General features: G+C 70.5%; 19 protein-coding genes, 1 rRNA gene and 1 riboswitch. Of the genes, 8 read left to right on the forward strand and 12 right to left on the reverse strand.

Translation table 11 applies throughout. The features are described 5' to 3' along the window. From ACFYMM_RS43055 to ACFYMM_RS43085, 7 genes are all read left to right on the forward strand, one after another. A partial coding sequence (locus ACFYMM_RS43055; RefSeq protein ID WP_388398021.1) for an amino acid transporter occupies positions 1-1,348 on the forward strand: 1,348 nt, incomplete at its 5' end. Between the two features lie 246 nt (positions 1,349-1,594). Beyond that, positions 1,595-2,062 (forward strand): hypothetical protein, encoded by a 468-nt coding sequence (locus ACFYMM_RS43060; protein WP_388398023.1) that lies wholly within the window; start codon positions 1,595-1,597, stop codon positions 2,060-2,062. Between the two features lie 5 nt (positions 2,063-2,067). Further along, positions 2,068-2,460 carry a molybdopterin-binding protein gene (locus tag ACFYMM_RS43065; RefSeq protein ID WP_388398025.1) on the forward strand — a complete coding sequence of 131 codons (393 nt, stop codon included), beginning with the start codon at positions 2,068-2,070 and terminating at the stop codon, positions 2,458-2,460. 216 nt (positions 2,461-2,676) lie between these two features. Next, entirely contained in the window at positions 2,677-3,528 is an 852-nt protein-coding gene (gene modA, locus ACFYMM_RS43070) for a molybdate ABC transporter substrate-binding protein (RefSeq protein ID WP_388398026.1), read from the forward strand. Continuing rightward, entirely contained in the window at positions 3,525-4,382 is an 858-nt protein-coding gene (locus ACFYMM_RS43075; protein ID WP_388398028.1) for an ABC transporter permease, read from the forward strand. The genes modA and ACFYMM_RS43075 overlap by 4 nt, the downstream gene beginning before the upstream one ends. A gap of 58 nt (positions 4,383-4,440) precedes the next feature. Further along, complete coding sequence (locus tag ACFYMM_RS43080) at positions 4,441-5,532, forward strand: ABC transporter ATP-binding protein (protein ID WP_388398030.1); 1,092 nt, start codon at positions 4,441-4,443, stop codon at positions 5,530-5,532. A gap of 28 nt (positions 5,533-5,560) precedes the next feature. Then, positions 5,561-5,980, forward strand: a complete 420-nt coding sequence (locus ACFYMM_RS43085) for a molybdopterin-binding protein (RefSeq protein ID WP_388398033.1) — start codon at positions 5,561-5,563, stop codon at positions 5,978-5,980. Between the two features lie 11 nt (positions 5,981-5,991). On the opposite strand, the gene gcvP is transcribed toward ACFYMM_RS43085, so the two are convergent. After that, positions 5,992-8,877 carry an aminomethyl-transferring glycine dehydrogenase gene (gene gcvP, locus ACFYMM_RS43090; RefSeq protein WP_388398036.1) on the reverse strand — a complete coding sequence of 962 codons (2,886 nt, stop codon included), beginning with the start codon at positions 8,875-8,877 and terminating at the stop codon, positions 5,992-5,994. A gap of 177 nt (positions 8,878-9,054) precedes the next feature. Next, a riboswitch (glycine riboswitch) is annotated at positions 9,055-9,150 on the reverse strand. A gap of 120 nt (positions 9,151-9,270) precedes the next feature. Here gcvP and ACFYMM_RS43095 point away from each other — a divergent pair. Further along, complete coding sequence (locus ACFYMM_RS43095) at positions 9,271-9,642, forward strand: PRC-barrel domain-containing protein (protein WP_388398039.1); 372 nt, start codon at positions 9,271-9,273, stop codon at positions 9,640-9,642. Here ACFYMM_RS43095 and ACFYMM_RS43100 read toward each other — a convergent pair. The 11 genes from ACFYMM_RS43100 to rrf form a co-directional block, all read right to left on the reverse strand. Next, positions 9,564-11,069, reverse strand: a complete 1,506-nt coding sequence (locus tag ACFYMM_RS43100) for a DNA polymerase IV (RefSeq protein WP_388398042.1) — start codon at positions 11,067-11,069, stop codon at positions 9,564-9,566. The genes ACFYMM_RS43095 and ACFYMM_RS43100 overlap by 79 nt on opposite strands. Before the next feature lie 90 nt (positions 11,070-11,159). Continuing rightward, positions 11,160-11,804 carry a MerR family transcriptional regulator gene (locus ACFYMM_RS43105; protein WP_388398045.1) on the reverse strand — a complete coding sequence of 215 codons (645 nt, stop codon included), beginning with the start codon at positions 11,802-11,804 and terminating at the stop codon, positions 11,160-11,162. Between the two features lie 192 nt (positions 11,805-11,996). Next, the gene (locus tag ACFYMM_RS43110; RefSeq protein ID WP_026253112.1) at positions 11,997-12,470 is read right to left on the reverse strand and encodes a bifunctional nuclease family protein; all 474 of its coding nucleotides are present in this window, start codon (positions 12,468-12,470) and stop codon (positions 11,997-11,999) included. Between the two features lie 86 nt (positions 12,471-12,556). Continuing rightward, positions 12,557-13,294 carry a MerR family transcriptional regulator gene (locus ACFYMM_RS43115; protein ID WP_388398048.1) on the reverse strand — a complete coding sequence of 246 codons (738 nt, stop codon included), beginning with the start codon at positions 13,292-13,294 and terminating at the stop codon, positions 12,557-12,559. 43 nt (positions 13,295-13,337) lie between these two features. Next, complete coding sequence (locus ACFYMM_RS43120) at positions 13,338-14,201, reverse strand: FHA domain-containing protein (RefSeq protein WP_388398050.1); 864 nt, start codon at positions 14,199-14,201, stop codon at positions 13,338-13,340. A gap of 130 nt (positions 14,202-14,331) precedes the next feature. Next, positions 14,332-15,204, reverse strand: coding sequence for a DUF881 domain-containing protein (locus tag ACFYMM_RS43125; RefSeq protein ID WP_388398052.1), 873 nt, complete (start codon positions 15,202-15,204; stop codon positions 14,332-14,334). Between the two features lie 5 nt (positions 15,205-15,209). Beyond that, a complete protein-coding gene (locus tag ACFYMM_RS43130; RefSeq protein ID WP_003988855.1) occupies positions 15,210-15,542 on the reverse strand; it encodes a small basic family protein in 333 nt (110 codons plus the stop codon). Next, a complete protein-coding gene (locus tag ACFYMM_RS43135) occupies positions 15,539-16,453 on the reverse strand; it encodes a DUF881 domain-containing protein (RefSeq protein ID WP_388398055.1) in 915 nt (304 codons plus the stop codon). Before ACFYMM_RS43135 ends, ACFYMM_RS43130 begins: the two co-directional genes overlap by 4 nt. Before the next feature lie 99 nt (positions 16,454-16,552). After that, positions 16,553-19,048 (reverse strand): sugar phosphate nucleotidyltransferase, encoded by a 2,496-nt coding sequence (locus ACFYMM_RS43140; RefSeq protein WP_388398057.1) that lies wholly within the window; start codon positions 19,046-19,048, stop codon positions 16,553-16,555. Positions 19,049-19,162: 114 nt separating this feature from the next. After that, positions 19,163-19,771, reverse strand: a complete 609-nt coding sequence (locus ACFYMM_RS43145; RefSeq protein WP_388398059.1) for a CDP-alcohol phosphatidyltransferase family protein — start codon at positions 19,769-19,771, stop codon at positions 19,163-19,165. A 109-nt stretch (positions 19,772-19,880) separates the two neighbouring features. Then, positions 19,881-19,975: ribosomal RNA gene (gene rrf / locus ACFYMM_RS43150) — 5S ribosomal RNA — on the reverse strand; the annotation flags it as partial.

The following is a 19,975-nucleotide window of genomic DNA, read 5'->3' on the forward strand; positions in this document are numbered from 1 at the left end:
CGTGGTGATCGTCGGCCTGTGGCACGTCCTGACCGCCGGCCACGTCGTCACCGACTGGACCAGCGCCCTGACCGCCGAACACGGCAACGTCTTCGTGATGGTCGGGCTGGCACTGATCGTCTTCCCGAAACTCGCGCTCGGCCTGTCCGGCTTCGAGACCGGCGTCGCCGTCATGCCGCACGTGCAGGGCGACCCCGGCGACACCGAGGCGGAGCCGACCGGCCGGATCCGCGACGCCAAGAAGCTGCTGACCACCGCGGCGCTGATCATGAGCGTGTTCCTGATCGCCACCAGCTTCATCACCACGCTGCTCATCCCCGAGAGCGAGTTCAAGCCGGGCGGCCAGGCCAACGGCCGCGCGCTCGCCTTCCTCGCGCACGAATACCTCGGCGGCGCCTTCGGTACGGTCTACGACGTCTCGACCATCGCGATCCTGTGGTTCGCCGGCGCCTCCGCGATGGCCGGCCTCCTCAACCTGATGCCCCGCTATCTCCCCCGCTACGGCATGGCCCCGCACTGGGCCCGCGCGGTGCGCCCGATGGTCATCGTCTTCACCCTGATCGCCTTCCTGGTCACCTGGCTCTTCGACGCCAGCGTCGACGCCCAGGGCGGCGCCTACGCCACCGGCGTCCTGGTACTGATCAGCTCCGCGGCGATCGCGGTGACCATCGCCTGCCGCAAGGCCGGACAGCGGGGCTGGGCCATCGGGTTCGGTGTCATCTCGGCGGTGTTCCTCTACACGACCGTGGTCAACGTCATCGAGCGCCCCGACGGTGTGAAGATCGGTGCCTGCTTCATCGCGGGCATCATCCTGGTCTCGCTGCTGTCCCGGCTGGCCCGCGCCTTCGAACTGCGCGTGACCAGTGTGACGCTGGACGACATGGCGGAACGTTTCGTCAGAGATCTGGCCACCCGCAAGCTGCGGTTCATCGCCAATGAGCCCGACCGGCGCGACAAGGCCGAGTACCGCGACAAGATCGAGCAGATCCGGGCCGACAACGACATGCCCGAGCAGGAGGACTTCGTCTTCCTGGAGGTCACCGTCACCGACCCCTCCGAGTTCGAGGCGAGCCTGACCGTGCGCGGCGAGGTGCTGCACAACCGCTACCGCGTCCTGACCCTGGAGTCCTCCTCCATCCCCAACGCGCTCGCCGCGCTGCTGCTGCATGTGCGCGACACGACGGGCTGCACCCCGCACATCTACTTCGAGTGGACCGAGGGCAACCCGTTCGCCAACTTCCTGCGCTTCTTCCTGTTCGGTCAGGGCGAGGTCGCCCCGGTCACCCGTGAGGTCCTGCGCGAGGCGGAACCGGACCGGGGCCGCCGCCCACGCGTCCACACGGGCTGACCCACACGGGCTGACCCACCGGACGGCCGACGGCGGCTTTCCGGGCCGGACAGGGCGGGGGGCGGTTGTCAGGGGCCGGTTGTCAGGGGCGCAGCCGGGTCTTGACGGCGCGCCGCTCGTCCATGGCCAGGTATCCCTCCGCCGCCTGGGCGAGCGGGGAGTGGTTCGTCGTGTCGGTGCGCGATGGGCCGGGCCGCAGGGTGTGGATGCCGGCGATCAGGCGCCGCCGCGGCGGGTGGTCCTTCCGTGGTGGTCGCTGCTGCCGGGCTCGTCGGCCCGGTCACCCGTCACCAGCCGCCCAACCTCGCCCGTTTCGTCTTCCTCGACCCGCGCGCCCGGCGCTTCTACCGCGACTGGAACGGCATCGCCCACGACGCGGTCGGCAGCCTGCGCGCCGAGTCCGCCCGCACCCCGGCGAACACCGACCTCGCCGACCTGATCGTCGAAATCGCCACGCGCAGCGACGAGTTCGCCGGCCGCTGGGACGCCCACGACGTCGAGTACTACCGCAGCGGACGGCAGCGCTTCCACCACCCCGACGCCGGCGACCTCGACCTCGACTACGACGCCCTGGAGATCCCCGCCGGCCCCGGCCTGACCATCGTCACCTACACCCTCGCCGCCGCCTCGCCCCACGCGTCCGCGTTCGCCCGGCTCCACCAGCCGGGTCCTTCCGGAGGACCGCACGGGTTCCCACCGCCTGGCCTATCGTGACCCGCATGCAGTCCTACACGATCGGCCAGGCGGCGCGGCTGCTCGGCGTGAGCCCCGACACCGCCCGCCGATGGGCGGACGCCGGCCGGGTGGCGACCCATCGGGACGAGGCCGGGCGGCGGCTCATCGACGGCGGGGACCTCGCCGCCTTCTCGGTCGAACTGGCCAGGGCCGGCGGCGAGGAGGACCCCTCCTACACGTCGGCGCGCAACGCCTTCCCCGGCATCGTCACCGCGATCAAGCTCGGCGATGTCGCCGCCCAGGTGGAGATCCAGGCCGGCCCGCACCGCCTGGTCTCCCTGCTGACCCGGGAGGCGGTCGAGGAACTGGGTCTGGAGGTCGGCATGGAGGCCACCGCGCGCGTGAAGTCGACGAACGTCCACATCGACCGCCTCTGAACCGGCCGGGCGCCGACCGAGCGCCGACCACGCATCGGCCGGGCATCGGCCGCCGTATGAACGCACATGCCAGCCACACACCGTCCGCGCCCGGCTCATGCGATGCGACAGCAGACTTACGCCTGGCAGATGCGGCAGTATCATCGGCGCACGGCCGTCATCCGGTCGTGGCAGGGCGCGGCAGTGTTCCGGTGGACCCAGAGGAGTAGATCCGTGATGACCCGTTCCGCACGCCTGACCCGGCGCACGCTGCAGGGGGCCGGTGTGGGACTCGCCGCCCTGATGACGCTGAGCGCCTGCTCCTCCTCGACCTCCTCGTCCACGTCACCCACCTCGGCCGCCTCCGACGACAACCCGTCCGCGAAGTCGGCTCCCTCGGGCTCCCCGAAGCTTTCGGGCAACGTCACCGTGTTCGCGGCGGCCTCGCTGCAGGAGAGCTTCCGGGCCCTGGGCAAGGAGTTCGAGAAGCAGCACCCGGGGACCAGGGTCGACTTCAACTTCGGCGGCAGCGACACACTCGCCGCGAGCATCACCAGCGGTGCCCCCGCGGACGTGTTCGCCGCTGCCAGCCCCAAGACGATGGCCCTCGTGACGGCCGAGAAGGACGCGGTCGGCACCCCGGCCACCTTCGTCCGCAACCAGCTGGAGATCGCCACCCTGCCGGGCAACCCCGGCAACGTGGCGTCCCTGAAGGACCTCACCAAGCCCTCCCTGAAGGTCGTCCTGTGCGCCAGGACGGTGCCCTGCGGCGCCGCCGCCCAGAAGGCCCTGAACGCCGCCGGCCTCAAGCTGACCCCGGTCTCCTACGAACAGGACGTCAAGGGCGCCCTGACCAAGGTCGAGCTGAAGGAGGCCGACGCGGCGCTCGTGTACAGGACCGACGTCCACGCGGCCGGCGACAAGGTGCGGGGAGTGGAGTTCCCCGAGTCGGCCAAGGCCGTCAACGACTACCCGATCGCTCTGCTGAAGAACGCGCCCAACGCCCCGGCGGCCCAGGCGTTCATCGCGCTGGTCCGGTCCGCCGAAGGCGAGAAGGTGCTGACCGGGGCCGGGTTCCTCAAGCCGTGACCTCGCTGGACAGGCCAGGCGCCGCGGCCGGCCCCCTCCCCGGCGGGCCGCGGCGCCGTCGCGTCCGCACGGGCCGGCGCGCGGCCCCGCTGCCGCTGCTCGTGCCCGGCCTGGTGGCCCTCGCCTTCCTGCTGCTGCCGCTGGCCGCCCTCCTCGTCCGTGCCCCCTGGAGCAGCCTGCCCAGTCGGCTGACCAGCCCCGAGGTGTGGCAGGCCTTGCGGCTCTCCCTGGTCAGCGCGACCGCGGCGACCGCGGTCAGCCTGGTCCTGGGCGTGCCGCTGGCCTGGCTGCTGGCCCGCACGAACTTCCCGGGGCGCGGTCTCGTACGGGCCCTGGTGACCCTGCCGCTGGTGCTGCCCCCCGTGGTCGGCGGGGTGGCCCTGCTGCTGGCCCTCGGCCGCAACGGGGTCGTCGGGCAGTGGCTGGACTCCTGGTTCGGGATCACGCTGCCGTTCACCACTGCGGGGGTCGTCCTCGCGGAGGCCTTCGTGGCGATGCCGTTCCTGGTCATCAGTGTCGAGGGCACCCTGCGCGCCGCCGACCCCCGCTTCGAGGAGGCGGCCACCACGCTCGGCGCCTCCCGCTTCACCGCGTTCCGCCGGGTCACCCTGCCGCTGATCGCCCCCGGCATCGCCGCGGGTGCCGTCCTGGCCTGGGCGCGGGCGCTCGGCGAGTTCGGCGCGACGATCACCTTCGCCGGCAACTTCCCCGGCCGCACCCAGACCATGCCCCTCGCGGTCTACCTCGCCCTGCAGAACGACCCCGAGGCGGCGATCTCCCTCAGCCTGGTGCTGCTGGCCGTGTCGGTCGCGGTGCTGGCGGGTCTGCGGGACCGCTGGATGACGGGGGCGTGAGGGTGCCGCGAGGATGGAAGAGGGCCCCTGCGCGGGTGCCGACGAAGGACATCCCCTCATGACCGACATCGACGCCCCTGAGTCCGGTCTCGCGCCCGAGACCGTAGGGGAACAGGGCCTCGACGCCCGGCTGGTGGTCGAGCGCGGCTCGTTCCGCCTCGATGTGGCGCTGACCGCCGCGCCCGGTGACGTGGTCGCACTGCTGGGACCCAACGGCGCCGGCAAGACCACCGCGCTGCGCGCCCTCGCCGGTCTCGTCCCGCTCTCCGGCGGTCATCTGCGACTCGACGGCGCGCCGCTGGACCGTACGCCCCCGGAGTCCCGCCCGGTCGGCGTGGTCTTCCAGGACTACCTGCTCTTCCCGCACCTGTCCGCCCTCGACAACGTGGCCTTCGGCCCGCGCTGCCAGGGCGCGACCAAGGCCGAGGCCCGCGCCCTGGCCGCCGCCTGGCTGGAGCGGATGGGTCTCACCGGGCGCGCCGGGGCCAAGCCCCGCCGGCTCTCCGGCGGCCAGGCCCAGCGCGTCGCCCTGGCCCGCGCCCTGGCCACCCGGCCCCGGCTGCTGCTCCTGGACGAGCCACTGGCCGCCCTTGACGCCCGTACCCGGCTGGAGGTCCGCGCCCAGCTCCGCCGCCATCTGGCCGAGTTCGAGGCGGTAGCCGTCCTGGTGACCCACGACCCGCTGGACGCCATGGTGCTGGCGGACCGGCTGGTGGTCGTCGAGCACGGCCGGGTCGTCCAGGAGGGCGGCCCGTCCGACATCGCCCGGCATCCGCGCACGGACTACATCGCGCGGCTGGTCGGCCTCAACCTCTACCGGGGGCGGGCGGACGGGCACACGGTACGGCTAGACACCGGGCCCGCGATCACCACCACCGAGAACCTGTCCGGCCCGGTCTTCGTGGCGTTTCCGCCCGGTGCCGTCACCCTGTTCCGGGACCGGCCCACCGGCGCCAGCGCCCGCAACCTGTGGCAGTGCAAGGTCGCCGGTCTGGAGACCCACGGCGACCAGATCCGCGCCGACCTCGCCGGCGAACTCCCCCTCGCCGCCGACCTCACCACGGTCGCCGCCGCCGAGCTCGATCTGCGCCCGGGTGCCCCGGTCTGGGCGACGGTGAAAGCGACGCAGACCCACGCATATCCGTCCTGAGGCCCGGCGAACCCGTACGTTGGGGCCCATGACCCTCAGCATCCGCAACCAGCTCCCCGGCACCGTCACCGCGGTCCAGCACGGCGAGGTCATGGCGACCGTCAAGGTGCGGCTGACCGGCGGCCAGGACCTGACCGCCGCGATCACCCTCGAGGCGGCGCGTGACCTCGGCCTGACCGAGGGCGCGGCCGTGCGCGCCCTGGTCAAGTCGACCGAGGTCTCCCTCGCCACCGCGCCCGTCGAACGCGTCTCGATCCGCAACCAGCTCCCGGGCACCGTCACGGCCCTCGCCGCCGGCGGCGCCATGGCCACCGTGCGGATCGCGATCGAGGGCGGCGAACTGACCTCGGCCATCACCAAGGAGTCCGCCGCCGACCTCGGCCTGTCCGCCGGGGACCCGGTCGTCGCCCTGATCAAGTCGACCGAGGTGGCGCTGGCGACCGGCTGACGCCGCCGCGCTCAGTCCTCGTACGCGTCCAGCGGCGGGCAGGAGCAGACCAGGTTGCGGTCGCCGAACGCCTGATCGATACGGCGCACCGGCGGCCAGTACTTGTCGGCGGCCGACACCCCGGCCGGGAAGACGGCCTCCGCGCGGCTGTACGCGTGCGTCCACTCCCCGCCGAGCGCGGCCGCGGTGTGCGGGGCGCCGCGCAGCGGGTTGTCCTCGGCCGGCCATTCGCCCGCGCCGACCTTCTCGATCTCGCCACGGATCGCGATCATCGCCTCGCAGAACCGGTCCAGTTCGGCCAGGTCCTCCGACTCGGTCGGCTCGATCATCAGCGTGCCGGCCACCGGGAAGGACATGGTCGGCGCGTGGAAGCCGTAGTCGATGAGGCGCTTGGCGACGTCGTCCACGGTGACGCCGGTCGCCTTGGTCAGCGGGCGCAGGTCGATGATGCACTCGTGCGCGACCAGTCCGCCGGGCCCCGTGTAGAGCACCGGGTAGTGCGGCTCCAGGCGCTTGGCGACGTAGTTCGCGGAGAGCACCGCCACCTGCGTGGCCCGCTTGAGGCCCTCGCCGCCCATCAGACGGACGTACGCCCACGAGATCGGCAGGATGCCCGCGCTGCCCCAGGGCGCGGCCGAGACCGGGCCCACACCCGTCTCCGGGCCGGCCGCGGGCTGCAGCGGGTGGTTGGGCAGGTACGGCGCCAGGTGCGCGCGGACACCGACCGGGCCGACGCCCGGGCCGCCGCCGCCGTGCGGGATGCAGAAGGTCTTGTGCAGGTTCAGGTGGGAGACGTCGCCGCCGAAGTGGCCGGGCTTGGCGAGGCCGACCAGGGCGTTGAGGTTGGCGCCGTCGACGTAGACCTGGCCGCCGGCCTCGTGGACCTGGGCGCAGATGTCGGCGACGTGCTCCTCGAACACACCGTGCGTGGACGGGTAGGTGATCATCAGCACGGACAGCTCGTCACGGTACTGCTCGATCTTGGCCCGCAGGTCCTCGACGTCGATCTCACCGTCCTCGGCGGTCTTGACGACGACGACCTTCATGCCCGCCATCACGGCGCTGGCCGCGTTGGTGCCGTGCGCGGAGGACGGGATCAGGCAGACGGTGCGCTGCTCGTCGCCGTTGGCCCGGTGGTAGCCGCGCACGGCGAGCAGACCCGCCAGCTCCCCCTGCGAACCGGCGTTCGGCTGCAGCGAGACCCGGTCGTAGCCGGTGACCTCGGCGAGACGTTCCTCCAGCTCGCGGATGAGCGTGAGGTAGCCCTGCGCCTGCTCGGCGGGCGCGAAGGGGTGCAGCTGCCCGAACTCGGGCCAGGTGACCGGCTCCATCTCCGTGGTCGCGTTGAGCTTCATGGTGCAGGAGCCCAGCGGGATCATGCCCCGGTCCAGCGCGTAGTCCCGGTCGGCGAGCTTGCGCAGGTAGCGCAGCATCGCGGTCTCGGAGCGGTGCTGGTGGAAGACCGGGTGGGTGAGGTAGTCGTCGGTGCGCAGCAGAGCCTCGGGCAGGGCCTCGACGGCCTCCGCGTCCAGCGCCTCGATGTCACCCTCGACACCGAAGGCGGCCCACACGGCGGCCACCTGGGCCCGCGCGGTGGTCTCGTCGCAGGAGAACGACACCTGGTCGGCATCGACGAGGTGCAGGTTGACGCCGTTGCGGCGGGCCGCGGCGGCGACCTCGGCGGCCTTGCCGGGCATCCGCGCGGTGACCGTGTCGAAGAAGGCGCCGTGGACGATCTCGACGCCGCCCGCCCGGAGGCCGTCGGCGAGGATCGTGGCGTAGCGGTGGGTGCGGCGGGCGATGGTGCGCAGGCCGTCGGGTCCGTGGTAGACGGCGTACAGGCCGGCCATCACGGCGAGCAGCACCTGCGCGGTGCAGATGTTGCTGGTGGCCTTCTCGCGGCGGATGTGCTGCTCGCGGGTCTGCAGGGCCAGGCGGTAGGCCCTGTTGCCGTCGGTGTCGACGGAGACACCCACGAGCCGGCCGGGCAGGCTGCGGGCGAACTTCTCGCGCACCGCCATGTAGCCGGCGTGCGGTCCGCCGAAGCCCATCGGCACACCGAAGCGCTGGGTCGTGCCGACGGCGATGTCCGCGCCCAGCTCGCCCGGCGAGGTCAGCAGGGTCAGCGCGAGCAGGTCGGCGGCGACGGTGACCAGCGCGCCCAGCTCGTGCGCCCGGTCGATGACCGGCTTGATGTCGCGTACGGCACCGGAGGCTCCCGGGTACTGCAGCAGCACGCCGTTGATCTCACGCTCGGCGATCTCGGCCGGGATGCCCTCGCCGAGGTCGGCGACCACGACCTCGACGCCGGTCGGCTCGGCGCGGGTGCGCAGGACGGCGATGGTCTGCGGCAGCACGTCGGCGTCGACCAGGAAGAGGCCCTTCTTGTTCTTGCCCATGCGCCGGGAGAGGGCCAGCGCCTCGGCGGCGGCGGTGCCCTCGTCGAGCAGGGAGGCACCGGAGGTGGGCAGGCCGGTGAGGTCGGCGACCATGGTCTGGAAGTTCAGCAGGGCTTCGAGCCGGCCCTGCGAGATCTCCGGCTGGTACGGCGTGTAGGCCGTGTACCAGGCCGGGTTCTCCATGACGTTGCGCAGGATGACCGGCGGGGTGAAGGTGCCGTAGTACCCGAGACCGATCATGGAGTCCAGCACCTGGTTGCGGTCCGCGAGGCCGCGCAGCTCGGCGATCACCTCGGCCTCGGTGCGGGCACCGGGCAGGTCCAGGGCGTCCGCGTTCTTGATCACATCCGGCACCGCGGCGGCGGTCAGCTCGTCGAGGGAGCCGTAGCCGACCTGCGCGAGCATCTTCGCCCGCGCCTCCTGGTCGGGCCCGATGTGGCGCTGCTCGAACGGGATGCCCTGTTCGAGTTCGGTGAGCGGAGTGCGGTGGGCGGTCATTGCGGAGGCCTCCTGGTCTGACGCGACCTTCGAGGGGCACCCCGGCACGGGTACCCCGACGGCCTCCCCCTCTGTCATCTCGACCTGAGAGCTTCACCGGGTCGCCCGAGGGCCCCGGCTTTCACCGTCGGTGAGAGCGGAAGCCGTCGAGACGCCCGCCCTGCTTTCCAGAGTGACCTCGTCCGTGCGGTACGTGAGCCTGAGAGATTCCGGGGAGGATTTGCTCCTTCGGCGCCTCCGGTGATGTCCGGAGGACTCTCCCGCACGGGGTCAGCAGCCGCTTGCCAGCCTACCAGCGAGGTCAACGCCCGATGCTTCGAGTGGCCGCTTCCGCGAATGTGCTCTTTCGTAGTGCTTACGGATGAGTTGCGACCAAGTGGAGGGAGAGGGGCCGTGCAGACCGACATCGATCCGCGCAACCTGATCGGCCGCAAGGCGTTCGACCGCCATGGCACCAAGATCGGCACGATCGACGAGGTGTACCTCGACGACGCTACGGGCGTGCCCGAGTGGGCGGCCGTACGCACCGGCCTGTTCTCCCGGGACGCCTTCGTCCCCCTGGAGCCCAGTGAGCTGGTCGAGGGCGGTCTGCGGGTCCCCTTCGACCGTGCCCTGATCAAGGACGCGCCGGACTTCGGCGTCGGCCGTCACCTCTCTCCCGAACAGGAACTCCAGCTGTACCACCACTACGGCCTCGACGTCGCCGCACCGCCACCCGTTCCCGACCACGAGTTCGGCAGGCTGGCGGGCACCGACGAGACCTGAGCCCCGCTCGTGCCCGGAGCGCCGACTTCACCCGTCCCAGCACCGGGCACGTCCCCTCCCCTGTCAGGCTCACCCGTTCCAGGTCCGTGCTCTCCCGCGCCCGCCACCAGCGGCAGCGGATCCGCCGGTGCCAGGTCGGGGTCGTCGGTGCGGAAGGTCCGCACCCGCCCGGGCGGCGAGTCCGGGGTCTCGAAGCGCACGGTGACCCGGCCCAGACCGCTGCCCTGCACCCAGCCGTGCCCGTACTCGGCGTGACGCACGTCGTGCCCGGCGGACCAGTGCCGTTCCACGGCGGCGGGCCGCTCCTCGACGGCCATGACCTCCGGCTCTTCGGCCGGGTCCGCGGCGCGCTCCCCCGCCGCCTGGGCGAACAGGTCCTCCTGGGTGTAGTCGGCGAGCCCGGAGACGCCCACGCCGAGCAGCCGTACCCCGCCCGTGGTGTCCACGGACTCCAGCAGCCGCGCGGCGGCCTCCCGCACCACCGCCGGGTCGTCCGTGGGCCCCCGCAGCGTCTCGGACCTGGTCAGGGTCGAGAAGTCGTAGCGCCGCACCTTGAGGACGATGGTCCGCCCCGACAGCCCCGCCTCGCGCAGCCGGCGCACACACCGGTCGGCGAGCCGCCGCACCTCCAGGCCGACCCGCAGCCGGTCGTGGATGTCCACGTCGTAGGTGTCCTCGACCGACACCGACTTGGTCTCCCGCTCGGCCACCACGGGCCGCTCGTCGTGCGCCAGCGCCATGGCGTACAACGCCTGCCCGTGCGCCTTGCCCAGCAGCCGTACCAGCTCGTCCTCACCGGCCTCGGCGATCTCGTCGACCGTGCTGATGCCGGCCCGCCGCAGATGGTCCCCCGTCGCCGGCCCGACCCCCGGCAGGGTCCGCACCGACAGGGGGCCCAGCAGCGCCCGCTCGGTGCCCGGCTCGATCACCACCAGCCCGTCGGGCTTGGCCTGCTCCGAGGCGATCTTCGCAAGCATCTTGGAGGCGGCCAGCCCCACGGAGCCGGTCAGCCCCGTGACCGCCCGTATGTCCGCGCGCAGCTTCGCCCCGGCCAGCCGCGCCGACGCCTCGTCCCAGGCCGCAGCGCCGGCCTCCAGGTCCACGAACGCCTCGTCCAGGCTGAGCGGCTCCACCAGCGGCGACAGGTCCCGCAGAAGGGCCATCACCTGCTCGCTGATCGAGCGGTACACGGCGAAGCGCGGCACCAGATAGGCCGCGTTCGGCGCCAGCCGGCGCGCCTGGGCCATGGGCATCGCCGAGTGGACTCCGAAGACCCTCGCCTCGTACGACGCGGTGGCGACCACCCCGCGCGGTCCCAGCCCGCCCACGACGACGGCCTTCCCGCGCAGGCTCGGCTTGGATGCCTGCTCCACCGAGGCGTAGAAGGCATCCATGTCGAGATGCAGGATCGTGGGCGTGTTTCTCACATCTCCGATGCTGCACCACGCCACTGACAATGGTCCGGCACGGACGCGGGGAGCCGTGCCCGCACGGACCGGCGGGCCGGAAGCGCTTGCTCAGACGGCCCGGTTGCGGCGCCTGGCCAGTTCGTCGGTGGGGTTGTGACCGAGGAGGGTCTCCCCGGTGTCGATGCGCTCCCCGTGCAGTTGGGAGAGGGCGCTTTCCACGTCCCGCCAGACCACGCCCACGGCGATCCCGAAGACTCCCTGACCGCCTTGGAGCAGGGCGTGCACCTCGTCCGGCGAGGTGCACTCGTAGACCGTGGCGCCGTCGCTCATCAGCGTCATGCGCTCCAGGTCCCGGAAACCGCGCTCCCTCAGGTGCTGGACGGCGCTGCGAATGTTCTGCAGGGAGACGCCGGTGTCCAGAAAGCGCTTGACGATCTTCAGGACGACGACGTCCCGGAAGCTGTAGAGGCGCTGTGTCCCCGACCCGTAGGCGGGCCGCACGCTGGGTTCGACGAGACCGGTGCGCGCCCAGTAGTCGAGTTGCCGGTAGGTGATGCCGGCGGCCGCGCAGGCCGTGGGGCCCCGGTAGCCGATCTGCTCGGACGTCATGGACGCCGCCCCTCCGCCGTTCGGCACGGCCGTCGGTCGTTGCGGAGCGTGATCGGCCGCGCTGCTGTGAAGCGGGTAGGGACCGCTCTCCACGAACCCCCGTCCGGGGGCACCCCCAGCCGTACCGTCGCCGCTGCTTCTCACGCCGACCTCCGTCCTTGACCTGCCTTCTCGACGGTAGGCAGTCACCAGGGGTGCGTCAACGATCGCCACACTCGGCACGCCGAGTGATAATCACCCTAGGAGTGGTTTCCCGTGCCCCACCGCGGGGAAAGGCTAGCCGAATGCGCTCGCGGGGAGCCGTAGGACGCTCTCAACGGCCGCCGGCAATTGCCCTCACTGGCTGCTCGTGCCGAAGTCCTCGGGTGAGATCTGGTCGAGGAACTCGCGGAACTTCTCCACCTCGTCCTCCTGCTCGTCCGGGATCGCGATACCGGCGTCGTCGAGCACCGTGTCACTGCCGTAGATCGGCGTTCCGGTGCGCAGGGCCAGCGCTATGGCGTCGGACGGACGGGCGCTCACCTCGACCCCGCTGGCGAAGACCAGCTCCGCGTAGAAGACGCCCTCACGCAGGTCCGTGATCCGGACTTCGGTCAGCTCCTGGCCGACGGCCTCCAGCACGTCCTTGAACAGGTCGTGGGTCAGCGGCCGCGCGGGGGCCATGCCCTGCTGGGCGAAGGCGATCGCCGTCGCCTCCCCCGGACCGATCCAGATGGGGAGGTACCGGTCGCCTCCCACTTCGCGCAGGAGCACGATCGGTTGGTTGGAGGGCATTTCGACCCGGACACCTACGACATCGAGCTCGTTCACACAGCAACCCTAGGCCGTGCCCGGGACGTTTGGGTAGTCGGGCCGGGAACGGGTGCCCGATCCGGCCGTCCGGACACCGGTGCGGCTCAGGGCAGCCGCACCCCGAGCGCGGTCTGCACCAGCGCCGAGTGGAGCCGCACGGTGAGCGCCGCCAGCTCCTTCGTACGGGCCTGGGCGAGGGCCCTGGTCTGCGGGTTGCGGTGCCGCTTCAGGGGCGCCACCACCTGGTCGACCAGGCCCGCCTCACGGTCGGCGGCGGCCTTCATCACCCGCAGGTGACGTGGCTCGATCCCGAAGCGCCCCAGCTCGGAGACGAGCACCGCCACGGTGATCGCCTCGGCGTCGTAGACCCCCTCCTCCAGCGGGGCGAGGAGCCCGTACGACTCCCACTCCTTCAGGTCGCCCTCGTCGATCCCGGCGGCGGCCAGCAGCTCGGTCCGCCCGACCCGGGCAGCCGTCGGCCCCTCGGCGGGCTCCAGGACCGGCTCGCCGTCCCGCTGCCGCCCCACGACGGGCAACGGTGCGGCCTCGCCCCGCTCCATGGCGTCCAGGTGGTCACGGATCACCTTGAGCGGCAGGTAGTGGTCACGCTGCATCCTGAGGACGTGCCCCAGGCGCGCCACGTCGCCGACGCTGAACTTGCGGTATCCGGAGGGCGTCCGCTGCGGCTCGATGAGCCCCTCCGACTCCAGGAAACGGATCTTGGAGATGGTGACTTCGGGGAACTCCTCGCGCAGCACGTTCAGCACCGTGCCGATGCTCATCAGCCCACCGTCCGTGGCGGTGGCGCCGTGCCCGGCACCACCGCTCGGTGTTTGCGGCATGGACCTTCCCTGGGGTTCCCCCCGGACAGAGCCCGGGAGTGGGTCAGTAGCCCCGCTGGCTCGCGAAGAAGACCAGCCGGTACTTTCCGATCTGCACCTCGTCACCGTTGGTCAGGGCGACCTGGTCGATCCGCTCCCGGTTGACGTACGTGCCGTTCAGACTGCCCACGTCGGCCACGGTGAACGAGCCGTCCGGGGCACGCCGGAACTCCACGTGCCGGCGCGAGACGGTCACGTCGTCCAGGAAGATGTCGCTCTGCGGATGACGCCCGGCCGTGGTCAGGTCGCTGTCCAGCAGGAAGCGACTGCCCGAGTTCGGCCCCCGGCGCACCACCAGCAACGCCGAGCCCAGCGGCAGCGCGTCGACGGCCGCCTGCGCCTCGGGCGAGAGCATCGGCACCGGTGTCTGACCGGTGACCTCCGCGTCGTACGCCTCGATGCCCGAGATGGAGATCGTGGACGTCGTCTCGGAGGGCCGCTCCGGCGAACCGGCACGCAGCGGCGCACCGCAGTTCGAACAGAAGCGGGCGTTCTCCGCGTTGCGGTTACCGCACCTCGTACACACCAGGACCGACATCGACGGATCCTCCTGCCGCGGCTGCCCCGCCGGGGCAAACCCTCCACCCGTACCTGAGGTTGACGGTTGGCCGAAACCTATGCCGCCGGACTGTGCGGGGTCAACCGACGCCGCACCGTGACCTCCGGAAATGTCACCGCCCGGACCAGCCACCTGGTCGCGGAACAGCGGGCGCTGACCCTCTGCGTCAGGCTGTGCGCGATGGCGAGCGGTCGCGTTTTCGCCACCGTCTCGCGCGCTCTTGCCGAACAACTTCGCAAACAACTTCACGGGCGATTCCCCTTGACCGAAACAGACCCGCCCGTGGGGCAGGACGAACCCTGATTGCATACACCGGCCGACCCGGACATCCTCACAACGTCCGTAACCACCAGACAGTTTCCACCACGCACCACCTCTTCGGTGCGCCGACCCCCCGCAACCTCATGCCCCTGCCGGACGCCCCCCATGCACCACCGGTTCACTGGGATGACGACCGAGCGTAGTCAGGCCGCTTCGCGCGCCGCAAGGCGTCCACAATGATCTTGGTCGACCGCTCGACGGCCACGGTGGCTTGCTCCTTCTCCAGGGTCTGCACCACCCCTCCGGGGATGTTGAGCGCCGGCTCGAGGTCCTGCGGCTTACCGATGACCTTGAAACGATAGGGGGCGGTGATCTTGTTCCCGTCGACGCTCACACTCTTGCCGGAGTCCGTCAGATAGGTACCCGCGACCACCCGTACTCCGTTGACCTCGATCGCCTCCGCGCCGGCCGCGCGCAGTTCCTGGACCGCGTCGAGCAGCATGTCCGCCTGGACCGCCCCCTTCGTGTCCTCGATCGTCATGGTGATACCGGGACCCTGCGCCGCCACGGTGCCCGCCAGGATGCCGAGTTGCTTCTCCTTCTCGGCGGTCTGCTTGCGTGCCTCCGCGGCCTGGTCGGAGCTGCTCTGCAGTTCCTGGCGCTGTTTGTCGAGTCCTGTCTTCTCGTCCTCAAGACGCTGAGTTCGGTCATCCAGTTCATCGAGGATGCGAACAAGATCTTCCTGACGGGCGCCGCGCAGCGCGCTGTCGCTGTCGCTGTTCGACGCCACCTGCACGGCGAGGCCGAACCCGAGCCCGAACAGGAGCACCGCCACGATGAGTTGGGCCCGGCTGACGCGCGGCGGCCACAACCCCTTGACCAGCCGCTGCCGGCCGGTCAGCGGCCGCTCGGGCGTTTCCTCGGGCTCCGGCCCGGACTCGGGGGCCCGCGCGGGCTCGGGGGTCCGGCCGGGCTCGGGGGCCCTCGCGGGGACCTCGTCGGGCAGTTCCTTGCGCAGCCTGTTCTCCGGCTGCTCGTGCTGGTTGCTCATCGCTGTCACGCTCGGAACACATGACGCCGGATAGCCGCCGCGTTGGAGAAGATGCGGATGCCCAGGACGACCACCACACCGGTGGACAGCTGCGCGCCCACGCCGAGTTTGTCGCCGAGGAAGACGATCAGCGCGGCCACGACCACGTTCGACAGGAACGACACGACGAACACCTTGTCGTCGAAGATGCCGTCCAGCATGGCCCGCAGGCCGCCGAAGACGGCGTCGAGCGCCGCGACGACGGCGATCGGCAGATACGGCTCGACGACCGCCGGAACCTCAGGCCGGACCAACAGGCCGGCCACGACTCCCACGACGAGGCCCAGTACGGCGATCACGATGTGCCCTTCCCAGTTTTCTCGGCGGTCGGCCGTGCGGTGCGGACGATCACACTCGGTGCGGCGGGCAACCGGACGTCGCCCTGTGTGGAGATGGTGGCGCGGATGCCGTAGTTCTGCTCCAGGGCGTGCAGATACAGCCCGTCCGTGCTGTCCTGGAACGTGCTGCTCAGCTTCTGCGCGTCCCCCACCGCCAGGACGGTGTAGGGCGGGACCAGTGGCCTGTTGTCGACCAGTATCGCGTCACCCGCGGCCCTGATCGCGGACAGGGCGGTCAGCCGCTGTCCGTTGATGGAAACGGCCTCGGCCCCGCAGGCCCACAGTCCGTTCACCACCCGCTGAAGGTCGCGGTCGCGCACCCGTCCGGTGTCGGAGAAGCCGGAGGTCTCCCGCGGATTGGTGCCGTCACCACCCGTGGTCGCTTCCTTCGCGTCGTTCACGACGAGCTTCACCCCGGGGCCGTGCACGTCGGTGGCACCGGACAGGACCGCCACCAGATCCGCCTGCCCGCTGCCGCCGCTGTGCTGCAGAGCGGCCCGCTGGCGCGCGCTGACATCGCCACGCAGTTTGTCGACATTGCCCTCGAGCTTGTCCGCCGCCGTGGTCTCCCGGTCGATACGGTCGATCAGCTCCTGGCGCTCCTTGGCCACGACCGGAGCCGCGACGCGCGCCTGGGCCGCACCCACGGTCACGACCAGCGCCGCGAGGACGAGTCCGGCGGCCAGGCCCAGCTTCGCCCGGAGGGTCTTCGGCATGCCGCCTTCGCCCTGGGTCTTGCGGGCCGCCGCCTCGGCGTACCCGTCGTCGAGGCTGTGGTCCATGACGTTGGTGATCAACGACATGGAGGCGTCCGGGCGCTGCGGCCGCGACGGGCTGCTCCGAACGGGGGGTGGATGCGGCATGCCGCACATCGTCGCACGCCACGCCCGGTACCTCCGAATGGCCCCACCGGCATGCCGGACAAGGCCCCCTTGGGGACACTTGTCCGGCACGCACGCGTGCAGTGGGTTCTACCGGCCCGCGCTGTCCACGACGGCCGACCACTCGTCCAACAGGGCCTGCGCGGAGGCGTCGTCCGGGCCCTCCGCCCACAGATGGGTGACCGCCTCCGCCGGGTCTGGTAGCACCATCACCCAGCGCCCGTCGGTCTCCACGACCCGGACACCGTCAGTCGTGTCGACAAAGCGATCTCCAGCCGCCTCCACGACCCGCCGCATCACCAGGCCCTTGACGGCCCACGGGGTCGCCAGGTCCCGCTTGAGGACGTGCGCCCGCGGAATCCTGGCATCGATCTGGCTGAGGGTGAGCTGCGTGCGCGCCACCAGCCCGATGAGCCGTACGAACGCCGCCGTGCCGTCGTAGACGCTGCTGAACTCCGGGACGATGAAGCCGCCCTTGCCGTCACCGCCGAAGATCGTGCCCTCCTCACGGCCCACCCGCGTGAGGTCGTCCGGAGAGGTGGTCGTCCATTCGACCTGCGTCCCGTGATAGGCCGCCACCTGTTCGGCGATCCGGGTCGTCGTCACCGGCAGTGCCACCCGGCCGCTGCGCCGCTCGGCGGCCACCAGGTCCAGCATCACGAGCAGCGCCCGGTCGTCCTCGATGATCCGGCCCTTCTCGTCCACCAGCGACAGCCGCTCACCGACGGGGTCGAACCGCACGCCGAACGCGGCCCCGGAGGACGCCACGATCTCGCCGAGGCGCACCAGCCCGGCCCGCCGGACCTCGCCGGTCTCCGTGGGCCTGGACTCGTCGAGACCGGGGTTGATGGTCAGCGAGTCGACCCCGAGTTTCCCGAGCAGGCTCGGCAGCACGAGACCGGCGCTGCCGTTGGAGGCGTCCACGACGACCTTCAGGCCCGACTCGGCGATCCCGGTGGTGTCGACGTTGCGCAGCAGCGACCCGGTGTAGGAGTCGAACACACTGGCCGGGAAGTACAGGTCACCGATCTCACCGGGGAACGCGCGCCGGTACTCCTGTCGCGCGAACACCCGGTCCAGCTTCCGCTGGCTGCCCTGCGAGAGGTCCGCTCCCTGGCCGTCGAAGAACATGATGTCGACGGAGTCCGGCACCCCCGGCGAGGTGCGGATCATGATGCCGCCGGCGCTGCCCCGCGCTGTCTGCTGCCGGGCCACGGGCAGCGGCACGTTCTCCAGGTCTCGTACGTCGATGGCGCTGGCCTGGAGCGCGGAGATGACTGCCCGCTTGAGCGCGCGGGCACCGCGGGAGTGGTCACGGGCGGTGGTGACGGTGGAGCCCTTCTTCAGGGTCGTCGCATAGGCTCCGGCCAGCCGCACCGCCAGCTCGGGCGTGATCTCCACGTTCAGGATCCCGGTCACCCCACGGGCGCCGAACAGGTGCGCCTGGCCCCTGGACTCCCAGATCACCGAGGTGTTGACGAAGGCGCCGGCCTCGATGGTCTTGAAGGGATAGACCCGGACGTTGCCCTGCACGATCGATTCTTCACCGATGAGGCACTCGTCGCCGATGACGGCGCCGTCCTCGATCCGGGCCGCGCGCATGATGTCGGTGTTCTTTCCGACGACGCAGCCCCGCAGGTTGCTGTGCTGGCCCACGTAGACGTTGTCGTGGACGACGGCCTTGTGCAGGAAGGCGCCGCTTTTCACGACGACGTTGGACCCGACGACGGTGTGTTCGCGGATTTCCGCGCCGGACTCCACCTTGGCGTAGTCACCGATGTAGAGCGGCCCTCGCAGCACGGCGTCGGGATGCACTTCGGCGCCCTCGGCCACCCATACTCCGGGGGAGATCTCGAAGCCGTCTATCTGGACGTCGACCTTGCCCTCCAGGACGTCGGCCTGCGCCTTCACATAGCTCTCGTGGGTACCGACGTCCTCCCAGTAGCCTTCGGCGACGTAGCCGTAGACGGGCTTGCCTTCCTTCATCAGCTGCGGGAAGACGTCGCCGGACCAGTCGACGGGGACATCGGCTTCGACGTAGTCGAAGACTTCGGGCTCCATGACGTAGATGCCCGTGTTCACCGTGTCGGAGAAGACCTGCCCCCAGGTCGGCTTCTCCAGGAAGCGTTCGACCTTGCCTTCCTCGTCGACGATGGTGATGCCGAACTCCAGGGGATTGGGCACCCGGGTCAGACAGACGGTGACCAGTGCACCCTTTTCCTTGTGGAAATTGATCAGGTCGGTGAGGTCGAAGTCGGTCAGGGCATCACCGGAGATGACGAGGAAAGCATCGTCCTTCAACGCCTCTTCGGCGTTCTTGACGCTTCCGGCGGTACCGAGTGGCTTCTCCTCGTTGGCATAGGTGAGCTCCATCCCGAGCTCTTCGCCGTCCCCGAAGTAGTTCTTGACGAGCGATGCCAGGAACTGCACGGTGACGACGGTCTCGGTGAGCCCATGCCTTTTGAGCAGCCGTAGCACATGCTCCATGATCGGGCGGTTCACCACGGGCAGGAGCGGCTTGGGCATGCTCGAGGTCATGGGGCGCAGGCGTGTGCCTTCGCCACCGGCCATCACGACGGCCTTCATGTCGGAAGCGTCCTCCTCCAAGAGACGACGGTCTAGCCGACTTCACCCGTCCTGATTGTCCCGCACTTTTCCCTCGCGGGCCATCGAGGCGTTACGTCAGGACAATCGCCGAGCTCAATCGGCCATGGTGTCCGCGCGAACGAGTCGGCGGACTTGCACCACGTAGAGCACTCCTGCCCACCAATACAGGGTTGTACCCCATCCGGCGAACGCCCATCCGAAAATAGCACCGAGTGACGAGATCCAACTGCTTCCGTCACTGAGGAGCAGGAGTGGGAAGGCGTACATCAGGTTGAAGGTGGCGGCCTTCCCGAGGAAGTTCACCTGGGGCGGCGGATAGCCGTGACGCCTGAGGATGCCCACCATCACCAGCAGAACCAGCTCTCTCGCCAGGAGTACGCCTGTCAGCCAGAGCGGCAGGACTTCGCGCCAGGTGAGGCCCACCAGCGTGGAAAGAATGTAGAGCCGGTCGGCGGCTGGGTCGAGAAGCCGGCCGAGGCTGCTGATCTGATTCCAGCGCCGGGCGAGCTTGCCGTCCAGATAGTCGCTGATCCCGCTCAATGCCAGTACGAGGAGCGCCCAGCCGTCGCTCTTGGGTCCCCCGAACTCCGGCCTGAGGATCAACCACAGGAAGACGGGCACGCCGACGAGACGCGCCATGCTGAGGATGTTCGGGATGGTGAGGACCCGGTCCGTCTGGACACGGGTCTCCTGGACCTCCACCCGGGGGCCTCCTGTGGGAAACGAGCCGACGATGCTTCCTGACCTTACCTCAACGCAAAAAAGCTCTGGCTCTTGGGCTGTATGCCCAAGAGCCAGAGCTCTAAAGGGAGTTCGGCGGTGTCCTACTCTCCCACAGGGTCCCCCCTGCAGTACCATCGGCGCTGTGAGGCTTAGCTTCCGGGTTCGGAATGTAACCGGGCGTTT

The sequence above is a fragment of the Streptomyces sp. NPDC006739 genome (genome assembly GCF_042869815.1).
Taxonomy (GTDB): domain Bacteria; phylum Actinomycetota; class Actinomycetes; order Streptomycetales; family Streptomycetaceae; genus Streptomyces.

What these genes read in the sequence shown, in the direction of transcription:
- ACFYMM_RS43120 (WP_388398050.1), bottom strand. Translation starts at nt 14,201, where the DNA reads ATGCAATCAGGGTTCGTCCTGCCCCACGGGCGGGTCTGTTTCGGTCAA.
- ACFYMM_RS43140 (WP_388398057.1), bottom strand. Translation starts at nt 19,048, where the DNA reads ATGAAGGCCGTCGTGATGGCCGGTGGCGAAGGCACACGCCTGCGCCCC.
- ACFYMM_RS43080 (WP_388398030.1), top strand. Translation starts at nt 4,441, where the DNA reads ATGACCGACATCGACGCCCCTGAGTCCGGTCTCGCGCCCGAGACCGTA.
- gcvP (WP_388398036.1), bottom strand. Translation starts at nt 8,877, where the DNA reads ATGACCGCCCACCGCACTCCGCTCACCGAACTCGAACAGGGCATCCCG.
- ACFYMM_RS43125 (WP_388398052.1), bottom strand. Translation starts at nt 15,204, where the DNA reads ATGAGCAACCAGCACGAGCAGCCGGAGAACAGGCTGCGCAAGGAACTG.
- modA (WP_388398026.1), top strand. Translation starts at nt 2,677, where the DNA reads ATGACCCGTTCCGCACGCCTGACCCGGCGCACGCTGCAGGGGGCCGGT.
- ACFYMM_RS43115 (WP_388398048.1), bottom strand. Translation starts at nt 13,294, where the DNA reads ATGCCGCAAACACCGAGCGGTGGTGCCGGGCACGGCGCCACCGCCACG.
- ACFYMM_RS43135 (WP_388398055.1), bottom strand. Translation starts at nt 16,453, where the DNA reads ATGTGCGGCATGCCGCATCCACCCCCCGTTCGGAGCAGCCCGTCGCGG.
- ACFYMM_RS43085 (WP_388398033.1), top strand. Translation starts at nt 5,561, where the DNA reads ATGACCCTCAGCATCCGCAACCAGCTCCCCGGCACCGTCACCGCGGTC.
- ACFYMM_RS43065 (WP_388398025.1), top strand. Translation starts at nt 2,068, where the DNA reads ATGCAGTCCTACACGATCGGCCAGGCGGCGCGGCTGCTCGGCGTGAGC.